Source organism: Actinomyces urogenitalis, from assembly GCF_002861525.1.
Taxonomy (GTDB): domain Bacteria; phylum Actinomycetota; class Actinomycetes; order Actinomycetales; family Actinomycetaceae; genus Actinomyces; species Actinomyces urogenitalis.
Genome location: NZ_PKHA01000006.1, coordinates 21996 through 35250 on the forward strand (window position 1 = coordinate 21996; position 13255 = coordinate 35250).

The window sequence follows — 13255 nt, forward strand, 5'->3', positions numbered from 1 at the left end:
GGGACTGCACCGCGCCTAGCCCCCGGTCCAGAGCAGAAAACCCCGGTGGTGAGGCGAGCGGGGGAGGGGGAGAGCTAGCCCCGGCGCTTGGTCCCCCGGATCGCCGGAGCCGTCCACGGGTCCTCGGGCCAGGAGTGCTTGGGGTAGCGTCCGCGCAGCTCGCGGCGCACCTGCTGATACGGCCCCTCCCAGAAGGAGCGCAGATCGTCTGTGACGGCCACGGGCCGGCGTGCGGGAGACAGGAGGTGCAGCAGCACGCCCACGCGGGAGTCAGCCACCCGCGGAGTGCTCGCCCAGCCGAAGCACTCCTGGACCCGCACTGCCAGGACGGGGCGCTCAAGCATCTCGCCCTGCTCACCCAGGTAGCTCAGCCGCACCTGGGATCCTGAGGGAACCGTGAGGCGCTCGGGGGCCAGCTCGTCGAGCCTGGCGGCCTGTGGCCAGGGCAGGAGGGTGCGCAGCGCCGTCGTGAGATCAAGGCGTCCCACCTCGAAGCGCCTGCCTGCGCCGGCCGCCGCCCGGACCGCTGGTACCAGCCATTCCTCGGCGCGCGCCAGCAGGGACGCGTCATCAACGGCAGGCCACGGTTCCCCCAGCACCCGGTGCAGCAGTGCGAGCCGCGCCCGCAGCACGCCGGCAGGATGCTCGCCAACCTCCCAGGGCAGGAAGTCCAGTCCTTCCTCGCTGCCGCGCTCGACGACGGCGCGTGCCACCGCCTGCGCCGAGGGCACGGACAGCGGCGTCTGGGACAGGGTGATCGCGCCCAGGCCACGGACCCGGCGGGCTCGCAGCCGGTCCTGCTCCCAGCTGACCTCCTCGCGCTCGGTCAGCCACCTGGCAGCCACGGCGAGCGCCAGCTCCTCGTCAACAGGGGCGCCACCACGTACCAGCGCCTCGGCGCGTCCAGGCGCGCGGTCAACCTCAGCCACCGCCAGCCACTGGGAGGCTGCCAGAGGGGAGCCTGCTGCCACGCGCATCCCCACACCTCCGACCCCGACGTACCTCGCCTCCTGACCGGCTGCAGGCAGGGAACCACGGCGGCAGGCGATCCACTGCGGATGAGCCAGGGCCGCGACCAGGCCGACGGCGTCCACGCTCGCGGTCGGCGCCTGGCCAAGGGCCTGACTCGTGCGGGATGCCACCTCAGCGACGGCCGCGGCGAGGGCCTCGCCTCCGCCCAACGTGCGGCCGTGGGCCGCAGCACGCTCCAGACGCCGGGCCTCCTCGTGCCAGGAGCGCGCGCCGTCCCCACCCGCGCGTACCGAGCGAGCCAAGGCCGTGAGGTCGCCACCGGGAGCGCGCAGCCCTGCGGTCAGCAGCGCCGTCGCCTGTGCTGCCCGGTGCTGCCCCACAACCTCGGCCGCCAGGAGCAGCGCGCGAGCCTCACGGACCGGAGCGGGAACCGCCGCGACCGCACGTCCCAGCGCCGTCACGCTGCCAGCCTCATCGATCAGGCCCAACTCGCTCAGGGCCTGTGAGGCCACCGCCATCGCAGGCTCGGGCGGGGCATCGAGCCAGATCAGGCCGCGCCCACCCGGGGCGCCCCACACCGCCAGCTCCAGCGCCGTGCGGGTCAGGTCCGAGGACAGGATCTCGGGCGTCGGCGCCTGGGGCGCGCGGGCCCAGTCCACCTGCGTGCAGCAGCGCACGACGACGCCCGGCCCCTCGCGCCCGGCACGCCCGCCGCGCTGGATCCCCTCCGCCCGGGACTCGCCGACGGTCACCAGGCCGGACATCCCAGAGGCCACGTCCACGCGAGGCTCACGTGCCAGCGTGGCGTCGACGACGATCCGCACGCCCGGCACGGTCAGCGAGGACTCGGCGACGTTCGTCGCCACGACGACGCGTCGCCGGCCAGGAGACGAGGGGGCCAGGGCCGCGTCCTGCGCCGCAGCCCCCAGGCGGCCGTGCAGCGGCAGGACGTCCACGCCGGGCGGCACCTGGCTGCGCAGGCGGGCGACGACGTCGTCGACCTCCCGGGCCCCGGGAAGGAAGACCAGGACGTCCCCGGAACCCTCCAGCGCCTGGAGCGTGGTGGAGGCGACGTGGGCGAGGAACTCGCGCGCAACGCCGTGGGCGGCGAGCCGGGACACGCCTGCGGGCGGGGGCGCCCACCGCTCCTGGAGCGGGTGCAGGGCAGAGGGGACGTCGAGGACCGGGGCCGGCGTGCCCTGGCTGCCCAGCATCTGCGGCAGGCGCGCAAGGTCCAGGGTCGCGGACATGGCGACGAGCGTGAGGTCCTCGCGCAGGGCTCGCGCGTCCAGCAGCAGGGTGAGCAAGAGGTCGCCCTCGATGGAGCGCTCGTGGACCTCGTCGAGGATGACGGCGTCGACACCCGGCAGGTCAGGCTCAGCCTGCAGACGGCGCAGTGCCAGGCCTGCGGTCACCACCTCGATGCGTGTGGCGGGGCCGACCTGCCGGTCCCCGCGCACGGCGTAACCCACGCTCTGGCCGATCTCCTCGCCGAGCAGGCTGGCTAGGCGCCGAGCCGCGGCCCGGGTCGCGACTCGCCTGGGCTGGGTGACCAGGACGCGGCCGGGCTGGGAGGCGGCGCCCGGGGCGTGCCCTGCGCTGCGGCGTGCGACGACGTCGGCCACGAGCGGCGGCACGAGGGTGGTCTTTCCCGTCCCTGGCGGGGCGGTGACGACGACGCACGCGCCCTGCTGCGGCGTCGTCGCCTCAGCGGTGAGCAGCTCACGCAGGCGCGGCAGGCCAGCCACCACCGGAAGCTGCGGCGGGTCGGCCAGCAGGAGGGCGATGGGGTCGGAGGGAGGTTCGGACGGCGTGCTGCTCACGCGGCCATTGTGGCTGGGCCGGACAGCGAGTGTCAGGCACTGCTGTCCGGCCCAGCCGGTTGAGGGGGTGGGTGCTCCTAGAACTCGGCAACCTCACGAGCTAGGCCCAGGTAGCTGCGCGGGTCTGTGGCGGCCTCCAGGTCGATACCAGCCACGGTCTCGCGGGTGTCCGGACGTGACTCCAGGTACTCACGCAGGCTGACGCCTGTGCGCTGGTACTGCGTGACGTACTCCTGCAGGACGTCGTGTGCCTTCTCGTGGCCGATGGCAGGAGCGAGCTGCATGAGGACGTGCTCGGTCAGCAGGAGCGGCCCCTCCAGCTCAGCGCCCTTGCGCAGAGCCTCCTCGTTGACGTGGAGGCGGCCGAGAAGTCCTAGGAGCTTGGCCTGCGCGCCACCCAGGGTCACCAGGACACGCGGGAGGGTGTCACGCTCGATCTCGAGCTGGCGGTGGTCGCGCTCGTGGGCCGCGGGGGGTGACATGAGCAGGGACGCCGTCGCACCCGTGACCACACGCGCTCCGACGGCCGTCTTCATCGTGGCGAAGGGGTTGCGCTTCTGAGGCATGGCGGAGGAGCCCGAGGCATGGGCGTCCATGACCTCGACCTTCAGGCCTCTTCCCGTTCCTTGGATGCTGCCGTGTTCGAGAAGGTCGCCGACCTGCTGGCCGATGAGAACCGTCGGCTCCACCTGGCGGCGGTGGCCTCAGGACGTCCAGTGATGCGCTACTTCGCCACGCTCCTTGGGTACCTACGGGGCAATGTCGTCCTTCTGGACGGTCCGGACGTGTGGGCTCACGCTGCTGCCGGGATCGACTCGGACAGCGTCGTCATGGTCTCGGTGTTCGACCGCTCACCCGCTCCCGTTGCCGCTTTGATCGAGACTGCCTCCGAGGCGGGCGCGAGCACGGTGATGGTGACCAACCGTCCGGGCGGACCCCTGACGGCAGAGGTCGACCACCTGTTGGCGATCACGAGCCAGTCCAGCCCGATGTTCCGCAGCCGGGTCCCGCTCATGGCCGTGCTGGAAGCCCTCCTGGACGCGATCTGCGTGCGGGTGGAGGGTGCTGACGAGCGAGCGGGCAGGATCGAGGAGTTCTTCGAGCGCGCCGGGAGCTATGTCACCTCATAGACGTGGGTGCGAGCCGCTCCGCGCAGGGCGCTGGCCTCGCACGCTCTGAGCTTGGTAACAACGGTGATAGCTCCTCCCGGACACACTCAGGGCGATCACCGTCATCATCGTCTCCTTCCTCAGGGGGAAGGCATGAGTGCCTAAGCCGGGTACCCTCAGCCAGGAGGCAACTGATCACGCGACGAGGAGGAGCCGTGTCGCCCAAGCCCACTGGCGTCACTGCCGGCGCACATCCCGGCACCTGGGACGAGGACCCGACGGCGGCCTCGATCCTCCTGGCCACGGGTCGGCCGCGTCACGACCTGCTCGTGGTCGCTGAGCCTGCCCTGCTGGCTGAGCTTGACGCCGCGTGGGGACGTCTTGCCGCCCGCGTGCGACTGTCTTTCCTCCCCGGAGTCTCCGCTCCTCAGGTGCCCGGCCAAGAGGACCTGCTGACCTCTCACGACCGCGGGGGCCTGGGTGTGCTCGTGGCGCGCGGTCGCACCTGCCTGTACGAGGGCAAGCCCGCGCGACGGGTGACGGGACTGGCTCGCCTGGCCGCAGGAGCCGGCGTGCGTGCCGCGCTCATGGTCTCGCGCGCCTCCAGCCTTGGCCAGGCCTCGCTGGGTGACTTCCTGGCGGTGGCTGACCACCTCAATCTCACGGGCTCGCCCCTCTTCCCCGCCACCCAGTGCGTGGACGCCTCCTGGGACGAGGACCTCACCAACGCCGTCTCGCGGATCGACGGCGTGCGCGGCGCGGGTGTGGCAGCGCTTGTGCCCGGTCCGGTGCGCCCGTCCAGGTCTGAGGTGACGCTGATGAGCGGGCTGGGAGCGGACGCCGTTGTCATGGACGGTGTGGCTGAGGCGATGGCCCTGGCCGCGCGTGGCGTGCGTGTGGCGGGCCTGGCCTATGTGGATCACGTGGCCGAGGCACACGCGGCGGCTCCCGCTCGCCGTCCGGGGCGACGTGCCGCGGCGCCCAGCCAGGAGGCCTCCGTGACGCATCGCCCGGCGCCCGACGTCGTGCGCGCAGCGGTGGAGACGGTACTGGCCACCCTGCGCTGAGCGGCCCAGTACCCGGACGCCCCTTCTCCTACCCACCTGGACCGTGAGGCTCCAGCCTCATGAAGCCTTTCCTCCTGCTGGCCACGCGTGACGACGAAGGCCCCGCCGACGGCGAGTACGAGGCCCTCCTCGCGCGCACGGGGCTCAGCGAGCGTGAGCTCATTCGCCACCGCTTGGAGGCTGAGCCCATGCCGGAGCTGGACCTCGACCAGTAGTCAGGAATCATGGTGGGCGGCTCTCCCTTCAACACCACCACCCCGCAGGAGGAGAAGTCCGCCGTCCAGCTGCGCGTGGAGGCGGAGTTCGACGCGCTGCTGGACCGCCTGGTGGCGCAGGACTTTCCCTTCCTCGGCGCCTGCTACGGCATCGGCACGCTGGCGCGCCACCAGGGCGCGGTCATCGACTCTCGCTACGCCGAGGAGGTGGATGCCCCGCAGATCACGCTGACGCCGCAGGGGCTGGCAGATCCCTTGTGCGCCGGCATGACCAGTCCTTTCCGGGCCTTCGTGGCGCATAACGACGCCATCAGCGTGCCGCCGCCCGGCGCCGTGGTGCTGGCGACCTCCCAGGCCTGCCCGATCCAGATGCTGCGTATCAAGAACAACCTGTACGCCACACTTCGTGGAGATCTACGCCGCTGAATCTCTGGCCTCACGCCGTCGACGAAGAGGCACCCGGGAATGACGCCGGGCGTCGCCATGTTGTCCTGGCAAAGGGTCTGTGGTGAGAGAGGTTCCGCTATGTCCCGTGTTGTCATCATCGGTGGTCACGGCAAGGTCGCGCTCGCGGCCTCCGCGCTCCTGCGCGACGCTGGCTACGAGGTCGTGTCCGTGATCCGCAACCCCGAGCACGCTGACGAGGTTGAGGCAGCAGGCGCGCGTCCGCTGCTGCTCAGCGTCGAGGACGCGACCCAGGAGGCGCTGGCTAACGCCCTTGGCGGTGCGGACGCCGTCGTCTGGTCCGCGGGAGCCGGGGGCAAGGGAGGTCCGCAGCGTACAGACGCCGTCGACCGCAAGGCCGCCATCCGCTCGATGGAGGCTGCCCGGCAGGCTGGAGTGCGTCGCTACCTCATGGTCTCGTGGGCGGGTTCCTACGGGCACGAGCCGGTGCCGGCGGACCACCCGCTCCGCGCCTACGCCATGGCCAAGCTTGACGCCGACCGCCACCTGGTGGCCAGCGACCTCGACTGGACGATCCTGGGTCCCGGCACGCTGACCACCGAGCCGGCCTCCGGTGAGATCACGGTGGAACGTGATGAGGATGGCGGCTCCCTGCCGACCTCGCGCGAGAACGTCGCCCGCGTCATCCTCGGTGCCCTGGAGGACGACGCCACGATTCGCAAGGTCATCCCCTTCCACGACGGCCGTACCCCGATCGTCCAAGCGTTGTCCCAGGTCCCGCAGGACTACGCAGACCTGTCCTGAGAAGGAGAAGGTGGGTCAGGCGCGCTGGCTCGGCTGACCTTCTCCTCAACGCGCCAGGCGATCGGCGACGGCGGCCAGCACCTGGCTGGTCCCGCCCTCCACACGGATCGTGGCCAGCTCATCAGCCGCCGTGGGCCCGCGGTTGATGACCACGAGATCGGCGCCCTTGGCCACGGCCTGGCGCACGATCCACAGGCCGGTGAGCACGGCCAGGCTGGTGCCCGCAGCGATGACGACGTCGCACTCACCCGCGGCCTGCATCGCCTTTTCCATCGCTGGCGGCAGGGACTCGCCGAAGAACACGATGTCCGGCTTGAGCAGGCCGGAGCACTTCGAGCAGGTAACCGTCTGAAAGCTGCAGGCCTCGGCCGCCGCGCGATCAGCCTCCGGGGTGATCGCCACCCGCGCCGGGTCGCTCTGGCGCGGGTAGTCGGGGTTGAGGGCGCTCAGACGCTGATCGACCTCGGCGCGCGTGAGCACCCGTCCGCACTCCAGGCACACGACGCGGTCGTAGGCGCCGTGAAGCTCCCAGACGGTGGACTGTCCCGCGCGCGAGTGCAGGCGGTCGACGTTCTGGGTGGCGACGCCGGTGAGGTAGCCGGCCTCCTCCAGCCGCGCCAGGGCCCGGTGCCCCGGCGTGGGGCGAAGCGGTTCCAGGAGCTGCCAGGTGGCGTGGTTGCACGCCCACACCCAGCGGTACCACACCGGATCGGAGACGAACTGCTGGAAGTCGACCGGCTCGACCGGTGTGGTTCCCAGGCCGCGGTAGTCGGGGATCCCGGCGTCGGTGGACATGCCGGCCCCGGTGACGGCGAGCGTGCGTCGGCCCGCCATAAGCGCGGCCACCGCCTCGCCGGCCTCGGCCACCTGGTCGGGCTGCGGCGTCGTCTCCTCCGGCTGGCTGTGGTGCGCCGGTTCCATCGCCGGTCTCCTCCGATTCTTTCTTGTCCTGCCCGGTCAGTCCTGGGCGAAGTACTCCACGAAGCGGCGGATGACGCGGCCGGCCTGGTGCTCGTCCACGCTTGCGCGAGCCTCGGTCAGGACGTCGTCAATGAGGCCCGGGTCGCCGTAGCCGGCGTCGGCGTAGATGGACACGCGCTGCAGGAAGCGCTCGACGTCGAGCTCGGGGTTGAACTGGGTGCCGTAGACGTTGCGTCCCACCCGAATCATGTGGACCGGGCAGTCTGCCGAGCTGGCCAGGAGCGTGGCGTGCTCAGGCACTGCGGCCGCGCCCTCGTGGTGCCCGACGAAGGCGGTAAAGGTCTGGGGCATCCCCTCCAGCAGGGGGTCCGCGCGCCCCTCGGCGGTGAGGAAGATGTCCGTGGCGCCCAGGTCCTCGGCGTAGCGGCGCGAGGTGGGTGTGCCGAGGTAGCCGGCCAGCACCTCCAGCCCGAAGCCGGTGGCGAGGACGGGCACGCCTTCCCTGAGGGCAACCGCCAGCAGCTCGCGAACCTGCTCCTCCACACGCACCTGGGTGCGGGTCTTGGAAGCCTCCGCGGTGGACAGGTCGTAAGGGCTGCCGCCAATGAGCACGCCGGAGACGTCGCCGGCCTGGAAGGAGCCGAGGAAGTCGACCTCCTCTAGGTGCACGTGCTGAAGCTGGTCACGCTCCAGGCCGCCCTGCAGGAGGAAGGACTCGTACTCCTGCTCGGCAGCCTCGATCTCCGGACGCGTCGACACCATGATGAAGGGCTTCACAGGTCCACTGTAAGGCCCCGGGGCTGAGGCGCGGCTGCGTCCCACCCACCGGGCGGCGCAGCGAGGAGGCTTACGCGGAGACCAGGAGCATGAGGGCGAGCCAGGCTACGCAGGAGGCCAGCCCGACGATGATCGCGAACCAGGCCAGGGACTGGCCAGTCTCGTAGCGGTGACGCATGGTCGACAGCGCCAGCGCCCCGATCGCGGCCGCGATGAGCCCGAGGGCCGGGACGAAGGAGAGCAGGGCCAGGACGAGGGCGGTGACCGCCAGGGGGCTGGTGCGGGCTCGAGGTGCCTGGTAGCCAGGGCCGGCGAAGACCTCCGCGGGCCGCAGCTGCTCAGTACCGGGGAAGGGGCGGCGCGCCTCGGCTCGGGGGTAGGACGCCGTCCCCGCGCCCGCTCCGGTCTGTGCCAGGCCAGGACGAGGGCCTGTGGCGGTCGTGCCGGCGGTGGTCGAGGGCGAGTGGGGCGTCGTCACGCCTCCATCATGCCCTATGACCTGTGGGGCGTCGTGGGCATAGGGCGTGTACGAGCCTGAAACGTCGGGGCGTCTAGACTGGAGCCCCGGCAGGGCTCTGCCGGGTCCTGACGCGTGGCGCGGGAGCCAGCTCGCGCGCTGCCACCCGTCCCCTCCCATTCGCGACAGGAGCACCTGTGCCCACCTCCTCCTCAGACCGCCCCGCGCTCACGCGCGGCTGGTGCCTTCACGGCGACGGCCGTTCGATCGCTCCCGGTGAGGTCGTCTCTCCGGCTGAGCGCCTGACCTGGCCCCGCACCATCGGTATCGGCGTCCAGCACGTGGTCGCCATGTTCGGTGCGACCTTCCTCGTTCCCCTGCTCACCGGCTTCGAGCCCTCGACCACGCTGTTCTTCACCGGCGTGGGAACCCTCCTCTTCCTCGGGATCACGGCGGGGCGTCTGCCCAGCTACCTGGGGTCCTCCTTCGCTCTCATCGCTCCCATCGGCGCCGTCACCGGCTACGTGGCCGGCGGCGGCGAGGCGATCGACCCTCACCTGGCCTCGCTTGCCCAGGGTGGGGTCATCAGCGCCGGTGCCGTCCTGGTGGTGGTGGGCCTGATCGTCCACTTTGCCGGAGCAGGCTGGATCGACCGGCTCATGCCTCCGATCGTCACGGGCGCCATCGTCTCCCTCATCGGCTTCAACCTGGCGCCCTCGGCGTGGAACAACGTCAAGACCGCGCCCGTGACCGCCCTGGTGACGATCGTGGCGATCCTTCTCATCACCGTGCTGTTCAAGGGCATCATCGGACGCCTGGCGATCCTCATCGGTGTGCTCATCGGCTACGCCACCGCCTGCGTGCGCGATGAGGTGGACTTCTCCGCCATCGCCTCGGCCGACTGGATCGGTGCCCCCACCTTCCGGGCCCCGGCCTTCGACCTGAGCCTGCTGGGCCTGTTCGTTCCGGTGGTGCTCGTGCTCGTCGCGGAGAACATCGGTCACGTCAAGTCCGTCTCCGCGATGACGGGGGAGAACCTCGATGACGTGACGGGCCGGGCCCTGTTCGCTGACGGTCTGTCCACGATGCTGGCCGGCAGCGGCGGAGGTTCGGGTACCACCACCTACGCCGAGAACATCGGCGTCATGGCCGCCACCCGCGTCTACTCCACGGCCGCCTACGTGGTCGCGGCGATCACGGCGCTGGGACTGTCCATGCTGCCGAAGTTCGGCGTCATCATCGCTACCATCCCCGCGGGTGTCCTCGGCGGTGCCGCCACGATCCTGTACGGCATGATCGGCATGCTGGGAGTGCGCATCTGGGTGCAGAACCGTGTGGATTTCTCTGACCCGGTCAACCTCAACACCGCTGCCGTGGCCATGGTGGTGGCGATCGCCGACTACACCTGGCACTGGGGCGAGATGACCTTCACCGGTATCGCCATGGGCTCGGTGGCTGCGATCGCGATCTACCACGCCATGCGCTGGGTCTCGAAGGTACGCGGGACCAACCTGGAGCAGGCCTCGCCCGCCTCGGCGCCGGCCGGCACTGAGCTGGACGGCCCTGCCTACGCGGCGCGCGCCCGCAAGAAGGGCTGAGCGCGGCTTTCGGACGTGCCTTCAGGCATGCCACCGTGCATCACTGATTGGGGCGTGCCTCCCGGGACCTGGGAGGCACGCCCCAATGACCTCGGAACGCACTCGTGGATGAAGCGCTGCCTCAGTTCGCCGGTGCCTGGCTGGCCTGCTCGGTCGGGGCCGCCGTCACGGCAACGCAGCCTTTCGGGGCCGAGATCGGCTCGCCGGCCTTGAGCTGGCCAATCTCGGCGGTAGAGAGGATGGACTGCTTGTACTCCGCGCCGAGCACGACGCTGACGGTCGGGTCAGAGGCGTCGGCGGTCTCGTCGATGGTGACGTTGACGGTGCCGGTGAAGGCTCGGGCGAGGGTGTAGGCGTTGGTGAGTCCGGCCTGAGATGTGGTGATCAGGACGTTGCCGTCGTAAGAGCCACGGGGCCAGTCCGCCGTCGCCGTCACGGTCAGGCCTGACTCCGTCAGGGTCTGGGTGACGTCCCCGGCCAGTCCTGTGGTGTCTGTGCCGTTGTAGACGTTGACGGGGATGGACGTGACCTCAACAGTCGCCGCGTCCGCGGGCGGGCAAGGCTGGATCACGGGGGTCGCCTCGTCCTTGGCGCTGGAGAACCCAGGCTCGTAGGGGGCTGGCACGATCCCGGTCCACAGCAGCAGGCACACCAGGGTCAGGACCACCATGGTGGCCAGGATTCCTCCGATGACCATCGTCTGGCGGTGCTGGAGACGACGGCGGTACTCAGCGCGCGGGTCTAGGGGAGTGCTCACCCGCCCACAGTAACCGAGTTGGTGTGCGAGGGTCAGGATCCCTTGGTCTTGCGCCGTCAGGCCGCCGGCGGCGGCGGGGCAAGGAGGGCGCGCCCCTCGTTGTCCAGCTCCAGCACCCGTGCGTGGAGGACGGTGCGTCCCTGCAGGGCGGCACGCAGGGCGCGGTGCAGGCCGGTCTCCAGGTACAGCTCACCCTGGTAGGCCACGACGTGGGCGAACAGGTCTCCGTAGAAGGTCGAGTCGTCGTCGAGGAGGTTGCGCAGATCGAGGGTCGAGCGCGTGGTGATGAGCTGGTCCAGGCGGATCTGCCGAGGGGCGATGACGGACCAGTCGCGCTGCGCCTCGACCCCATGGGCGGGATAAGGGGCGCGGTCGCCGACGGCCTTGAAGATCACGGGGTCATGCTAGCGGCCGGCTGTGGCACCCGGGTGGGACCCTCCACGAGCCGGCCGGGTCCGGGGCAGGGATGACGACGACGCAGCCGGCAGTCAGGTGGCCAGCCTCAGCGCGTGGCCGCTGCGGTCAGCTCGGTGGAGTCTGAGGAGGTCAGCAGGCACAGGAGGGTGCGGTCCCCGGCCTTCCATGAGGTCTGGGTGGGGGAGAGGAACTGGGCCCGGTAGGTGGGGTGCTCGGTCTGGTTCTCCAGGTACGGGGAGACGGCCTCCTGGCAGGCGACGCTAGCCTGCTCGCGCAGCGCGGAGAGCTCGGGCAGAGCCGCCTCGCTCAGCCTGGTGACGCTGAGGACCTCGTAGAGGTGCGGTTGGGAGCAGGTCACCACGGTGACGAGGTCGATCTGGCTGGGCACCTGGGCGGGGGCGCTGGAGTCCTGGGGCTGAGGACTGGCTGGCTCAGTGGCAGAGGTCTGAGGCTCGGTGGAGGAGGGCAGGAAGCAGTCGCCGGCTTGCAGGTCCTGGACTGAGGTGAGGGCAGCATCCGGCGAGGTCGAGGCGCTGGGTGAGGCTGCGTCGTCGGCCATGGGGGTGGCCGAGGTGGTGGCAGGTGAGGCTGGCGACGTGCTTCCCGTGGCCGCTGTGCCACCCGAGCAGGCACCGAGGCCGGCGGCCAGGAGAGCGACGAGTGCGGCGTGAGTGGCGAGGGTATGAGCAGGTGCGCGCATGGGCCAAGCCTGTCAAAGACGCTGGCGCGGACAAAGACGACGCCGTCAGCCGGGTCAGAAGAAGGTGGTGGCGTCGCGGTTGATGAAGGCGCCGTGGTGCGTCGTCGTATTCCAGCAGGTCAGGCCGGCCTCCTCACTGGCGCACACGGTGGTGCCGAAGTACACCAGCGCGCCGTAGGTTGCCGTGGGTGTGCCGGGGTAGTCGAACCAGGGGGCGTCGCCCTTGAGGCCGATCTCCTGAGCGTCCAGGCTGACCCACCACTTCGAGTCGCCGGTCATGGGCGCGGTGCCGTAGGTCTCGTCGGTGATGTAGGACATGACGCCGCAGCCGGCGGAGGTGGCGGAGATGTCGCAGCCGATGTTGCCCGACGGTGTCTTGAAGGAGGCGACTCCGCTGGCGTTGGGGACCAGTGGGGTCGCCTTGGCCGGGAGGGGACCGCCGGCCCCGGCGTAGGCGCCGGCCGGGAGGTTGGGGTTGGTGGCGGGAGCGGCTGAGGCCAGGGGCTGATCCTTGGTCAGTGGGGCGGCCGAGGCGGTTTCGGACGGGGTGGACGAGGGCGCGGAGGTGGAGGCGGTGTCGCGCGGGCTGGCGGCGGTGGTTGCGGTGACGGGGAGCGGGGAGTCCGCGGCGCAGCCGGCGGCCAGCGGTGCAAAGAGGAGGAGGGGAAGGAGGCTCAGGGCGCGAGAGCGGAGGGAGGAGGTGGGGTGGTTCATGGGCATACCTGAGGGGAAGTGTCCGGTGTGGCCAGGGTAGTCCGGGTGGCGGCCGCAGTCGTGGGTGGTGGCCTGGGGGGGGGGGGTGATCGCGCGTGTTGATCGCTGAAAACAAGGATCCCCGGAACCGTTGCGGTTCCGGGGAAAGGTGGTGGCGGAGGATGGGGGATTCGAACCCCCGAGGGCTTGCACCCAACACGCTTTCCAAGCGTGCGCCATAGGCCACTAGGCGAATCCTCCAGGTGTCCCACGTACTGACGGTGGAGCGACAGTACGTGCAACGGGAATGGAATATATCGGAACGCTGCCTGCTGGTGCCAGCCCGTGACGGTGGCATCGGTCACGACCGCGTGCTGACCTCATGTGTGCCAGGGGCGGGCACGGCCTGGGGATGAGCAGTCGCGCGCGTCAGGTACACTGTCTTCCGGCCCCTCGTGCGGCGTCATCCAGTGAATCCCCCAGGACCGGAAGGTAGCAAGGGTAAGCGGGCTCTGACGGGTGCACGGGGGGTCCTGACGT

15 protein-coding genes, 1 tRNA gene and 1 other RNA gene are annotated in these 13255 nt (G+C 70.7%); 7 read left to right on the plus strand and 10 right to left on the minus strand.

Annotation, left to right across the window (positions count from 1 at the left end; translation table 11 throughout):
• Nucleotides 1–74 precede the first annotated feature (74 nt).
• Together hrpB and CYJ26_RS06685 are read right to left on the minus strand one after the other, a co-directional pair.
• Complete coding sequence (hrpB, locus tag CYJ26_RS06680; RefSeq protein WP_101638168.1) at nucleotides 75–2795, minus strand: ATP-dependent helicase HrpB; 2721 nt, start codon at nucleotides 2793–2795, stop codon at nucleotides 75–77.
• A gap of 77 nt (nucleotides 2796–2872) precedes the next feature.
• A complete protein-coding gene (locus tag CYJ26_RS06685; RefSeq protein ID WP_006547918.1) occupies nucleotides 2873–3391 on the minus strand; it encodes a lyase family protein in 519 nt (172 codons plus the stop codon).
• Between CYJ26_RS06685 and CYJ26_RS06690 the strand changes: the two genes are divergently transcribed.
• The 5 genes from CYJ26_RS06690 (at nucleotide 3380) to CYJ26_RS06705 (ending at nucleotide 6395) form a co-directional block, all read left to right on the plus strand.
• Nucleotides 3380–3925, plus strand: coding sequence for a MurR/RpiR family transcriptional regulator (locus CYJ26_RS06690; RefSeq protein ID WP_006547919.1), 546 nt, complete (start codon nucleotides 3380–3382; stop codon nucleotides 3923–3925). The genes CYJ26_RS06685 and CYJ26_RS06690 overlap by 12 nt on opposite strands.
• A gap of 194 nt (nucleotides 3926–4119) precedes the next feature.
• Nucleotides 4120–4971, plus strand: a complete 852-nt coding sequence (locus tag CYJ26_RS06695; protein ID WP_006547920.1) for a phosphorylase family protein — start codon at nucleotides 4120–4122, stop codon at nucleotides 4969–4971.
• Nucleotides 4972–5030: 59 nt separating this feature from the next.
• Complete coding sequence (locus tag CYJ26_RS11050; RefSeq protein WP_231550179.1) at nucleotides 5031–5186, plus strand: type 1 glutamine amidotransferase family protein; 156 nt, start codon at nucleotides 5031–5033, stop codon at nucleotides 5184–5186.
• A 9-nt stretch (nucleotides 5187–5195) separates the two neighbouring features.
• On the plus strand, nucleotides 5196–5612 hold the full coding sequence (locus CYJ26_RS06700) for a type 1 glutamine amidotransferase family protein (RefSeq protein WP_006547922.1): 417 nt from the start codon (nucleotides 5196–5198) through the stop codon (nucleotides 5610–5612).
• Nucleotides 5613–5711: 99 nt separating this feature from the next.
• Nucleotides 5712–6395, plus strand: a complete 684-nt coding sequence (locus CYJ26_RS06705) for an SDR family oxidoreductase (protein ID WP_006547923.1) — start codon at nucleotides 5712–5714, stop codon at nucleotides 6393–6395.
• A 45-nt stretch (nucleotides 6396–6440) separates the two neighbouring features.
• Here CYJ26_RS06705 and CYJ26_RS06710 read toward each other — a convergent pair whose 3' ends face one another.
• The 3 genes from CYJ26_RS06710 to CYJ26_RS06720 all read right to left on the minus strand — a co-directional run bounded on the left by CYJ26_RS06710 (nucleotide 6441) and on the right by CYJ26_RS06720 (nucleotide 8571).
• On the minus strand, nucleotides 6441–7316 hold the full coding sequence (locus CYJ26_RS06710; protein WP_006547924.1) for a Sir2 family NAD-dependent protein deacetylase: 876 nt from the start codon (nucleotides 7314–7316) through the stop codon (nucleotides 6441–6443).
• 36 nt (nucleotides 7317–7352) lie between these two features.
• Nucleotides 7353–8093: a glutamine amidotransferase-related protein gene (locus CYJ26_RS06715; RefSeq protein ID WP_006547925.1), complete on the minus strand. Its 741-nt coding sequence runs from the start codon at nucleotides 8091–8093 to the stop codon at nucleotides 7353–7355.
• A gap of 70 nt (nucleotides 8094–8163) precedes the next feature.
• The gene (locus CYJ26_RS06720; RefSeq protein ID WP_244902039.1) at nucleotides 8164–8571 is read right to left on the minus strand and encodes a DUF4190 domain-containing protein; all 408 of its coding nucleotides are present in this window, start codon (nucleotides 8569–8571) and stop codon (nucleotides 8164–8166) included.
• A gap of 176 nt (nucleotides 8572–8747) precedes the next feature.
• On the opposite strand from CYJ26_RS06720, the gene CYJ26_RS06725 reads away from it, so the two are divergent.
• Nucleotides 8748–10148, plus strand: a complete 1401-nt coding sequence (locus CYJ26_RS06725; protein WP_101638169.1) for a uracil-xanthine permease family protein — start codon at nucleotides 8748–8750, stop codon at nucleotides 10146–10148.
• A 121-nt stretch (nucleotides 10149–10269) separates the two neighbouring features.
• On the opposite strand, the gene CYJ26_RS06730 is transcribed toward CYJ26_RS06725, so the two are convergent.
• From CYJ26_RS06730 to CYJ26_RS06750, 5 genes are all read right to left on the minus strand, one after another.
• On the minus strand, nucleotides 10270–10905 hold the full coding sequence (locus CYJ26_RS06730) for a LytR C-terminal domain-containing protein (RefSeq protein WP_101638170.1): 636 nt from the start codon (nucleotides 10903–10905) through the stop codon (nucleotides 10270–10272).
• A gap of 56 nt (nucleotides 10906–10961) precedes the next feature.
• The gene (locus tag CYJ26_RS06735; RefSeq protein ID WP_006547929.1) at nucleotides 10962–11300 is read right to left on the minus strand and encodes a hypothetical protein; all 339 of its coding nucleotides are present in this window, start codon (nucleotides 11298–11300) and stop codon (nucleotides 10962–10964) included.
• Nucleotides 11301–11407: 107 nt separating this feature from the next.
• Nucleotides 11408–12022, minus strand: a complete 615-nt coding sequence (locus tag CYJ26_RS06740; protein ID WP_101638171.1) for a septum formation family protein — start codon at nucleotides 12020–12022, stop codon at nucleotides 11408–11410.
• A gap of 54 nt (nucleotides 12023–12076) precedes the next feature.
• A complete protein-coding gene (locus CYJ26_RS10735; protein ID WP_006547931.1) occupies nucleotides 12077–12736 on the minus strand; it encodes a hypothetical protein in 660 nt (219 codons plus the stop codon).
• A gap of 152 nt (nucleotides 12737–12888) precedes the next feature.
• Nucleotides 12889–12976 (minus strand) — tRNA-Ser (locus CYJ26_RS06750).
• 183 nt (nucleotides 12977–13159) lie between these two features.
• On the opposite strand from CYJ26_RS06750, the gene ffs reads away from it, so the two are divergent.
• An RNA gene (gene ffs, locus CYJ26_RS06755) (signal recognition particle sRNA small type) lies at nucleotides 13160–13254 on the plus strand.
• The last annotated feature ends 1 nt before the right edge of the window (nucleotide 13255 follow it).

Coding starts and splice junctions, on each gene's coding strand:
- CYJ26_RS06685 (WP_006547918.1), bottom strand. CDS start 3,391: ATGGACGCCCATGCCTCGGGCTCCTCCGCCATGCCTCAGAAGCGCAAC.
- CYJ26_RS06690 (WP_006547919.1), top strand. CDS start 3,380: ATGGGCGTCCATGACCTCGACCTTCAGGCCTCTTCCCGTTCCTTGGAT.
- CYJ26_RS06700 (WP_006547922.1), top strand. CDS start 5,196: ATGGTGGGCGGCTCTCCCTTCAACACCACCACCCCGCAGGAGGAGAAG.
- CYJ26_RS11050 (WP_231550179.1), top strand. CDS start 5,031: ATGAAGCCTTTCCTCCTGCTGGCCACGCGTGACGACGAAGGCCCCGCC.
- CYJ26_RS06740 (WP_101638171.1), bottom strand. CDS start 12,022: ATGCGCGCACCTGCTCATACCCTCGCCACTCACGCCGCACTCGTCGCT.
- CYJ26_RS06710 (WP_006547924.1), bottom strand. CDS start 7,316: ATGGAACCGGCGCACCACAGCCAGCCGGAGGAGACGACGCCGCAGCCC.
- CYJ26_RS06705 (WP_006547923.1), top strand. CDS start 5,712: ATGTCCCGTGTTGTCATCATCGGTGGTCACGGCAAGGTCGCGCTCGCG.
- CYJ26_RS10735 (WP_006547931.1), bottom strand. CDS start 12,736: ATGAACCACCCCACCTCCTCCCTCCGCTCTCGCGCCCTGAGCCTCCTT.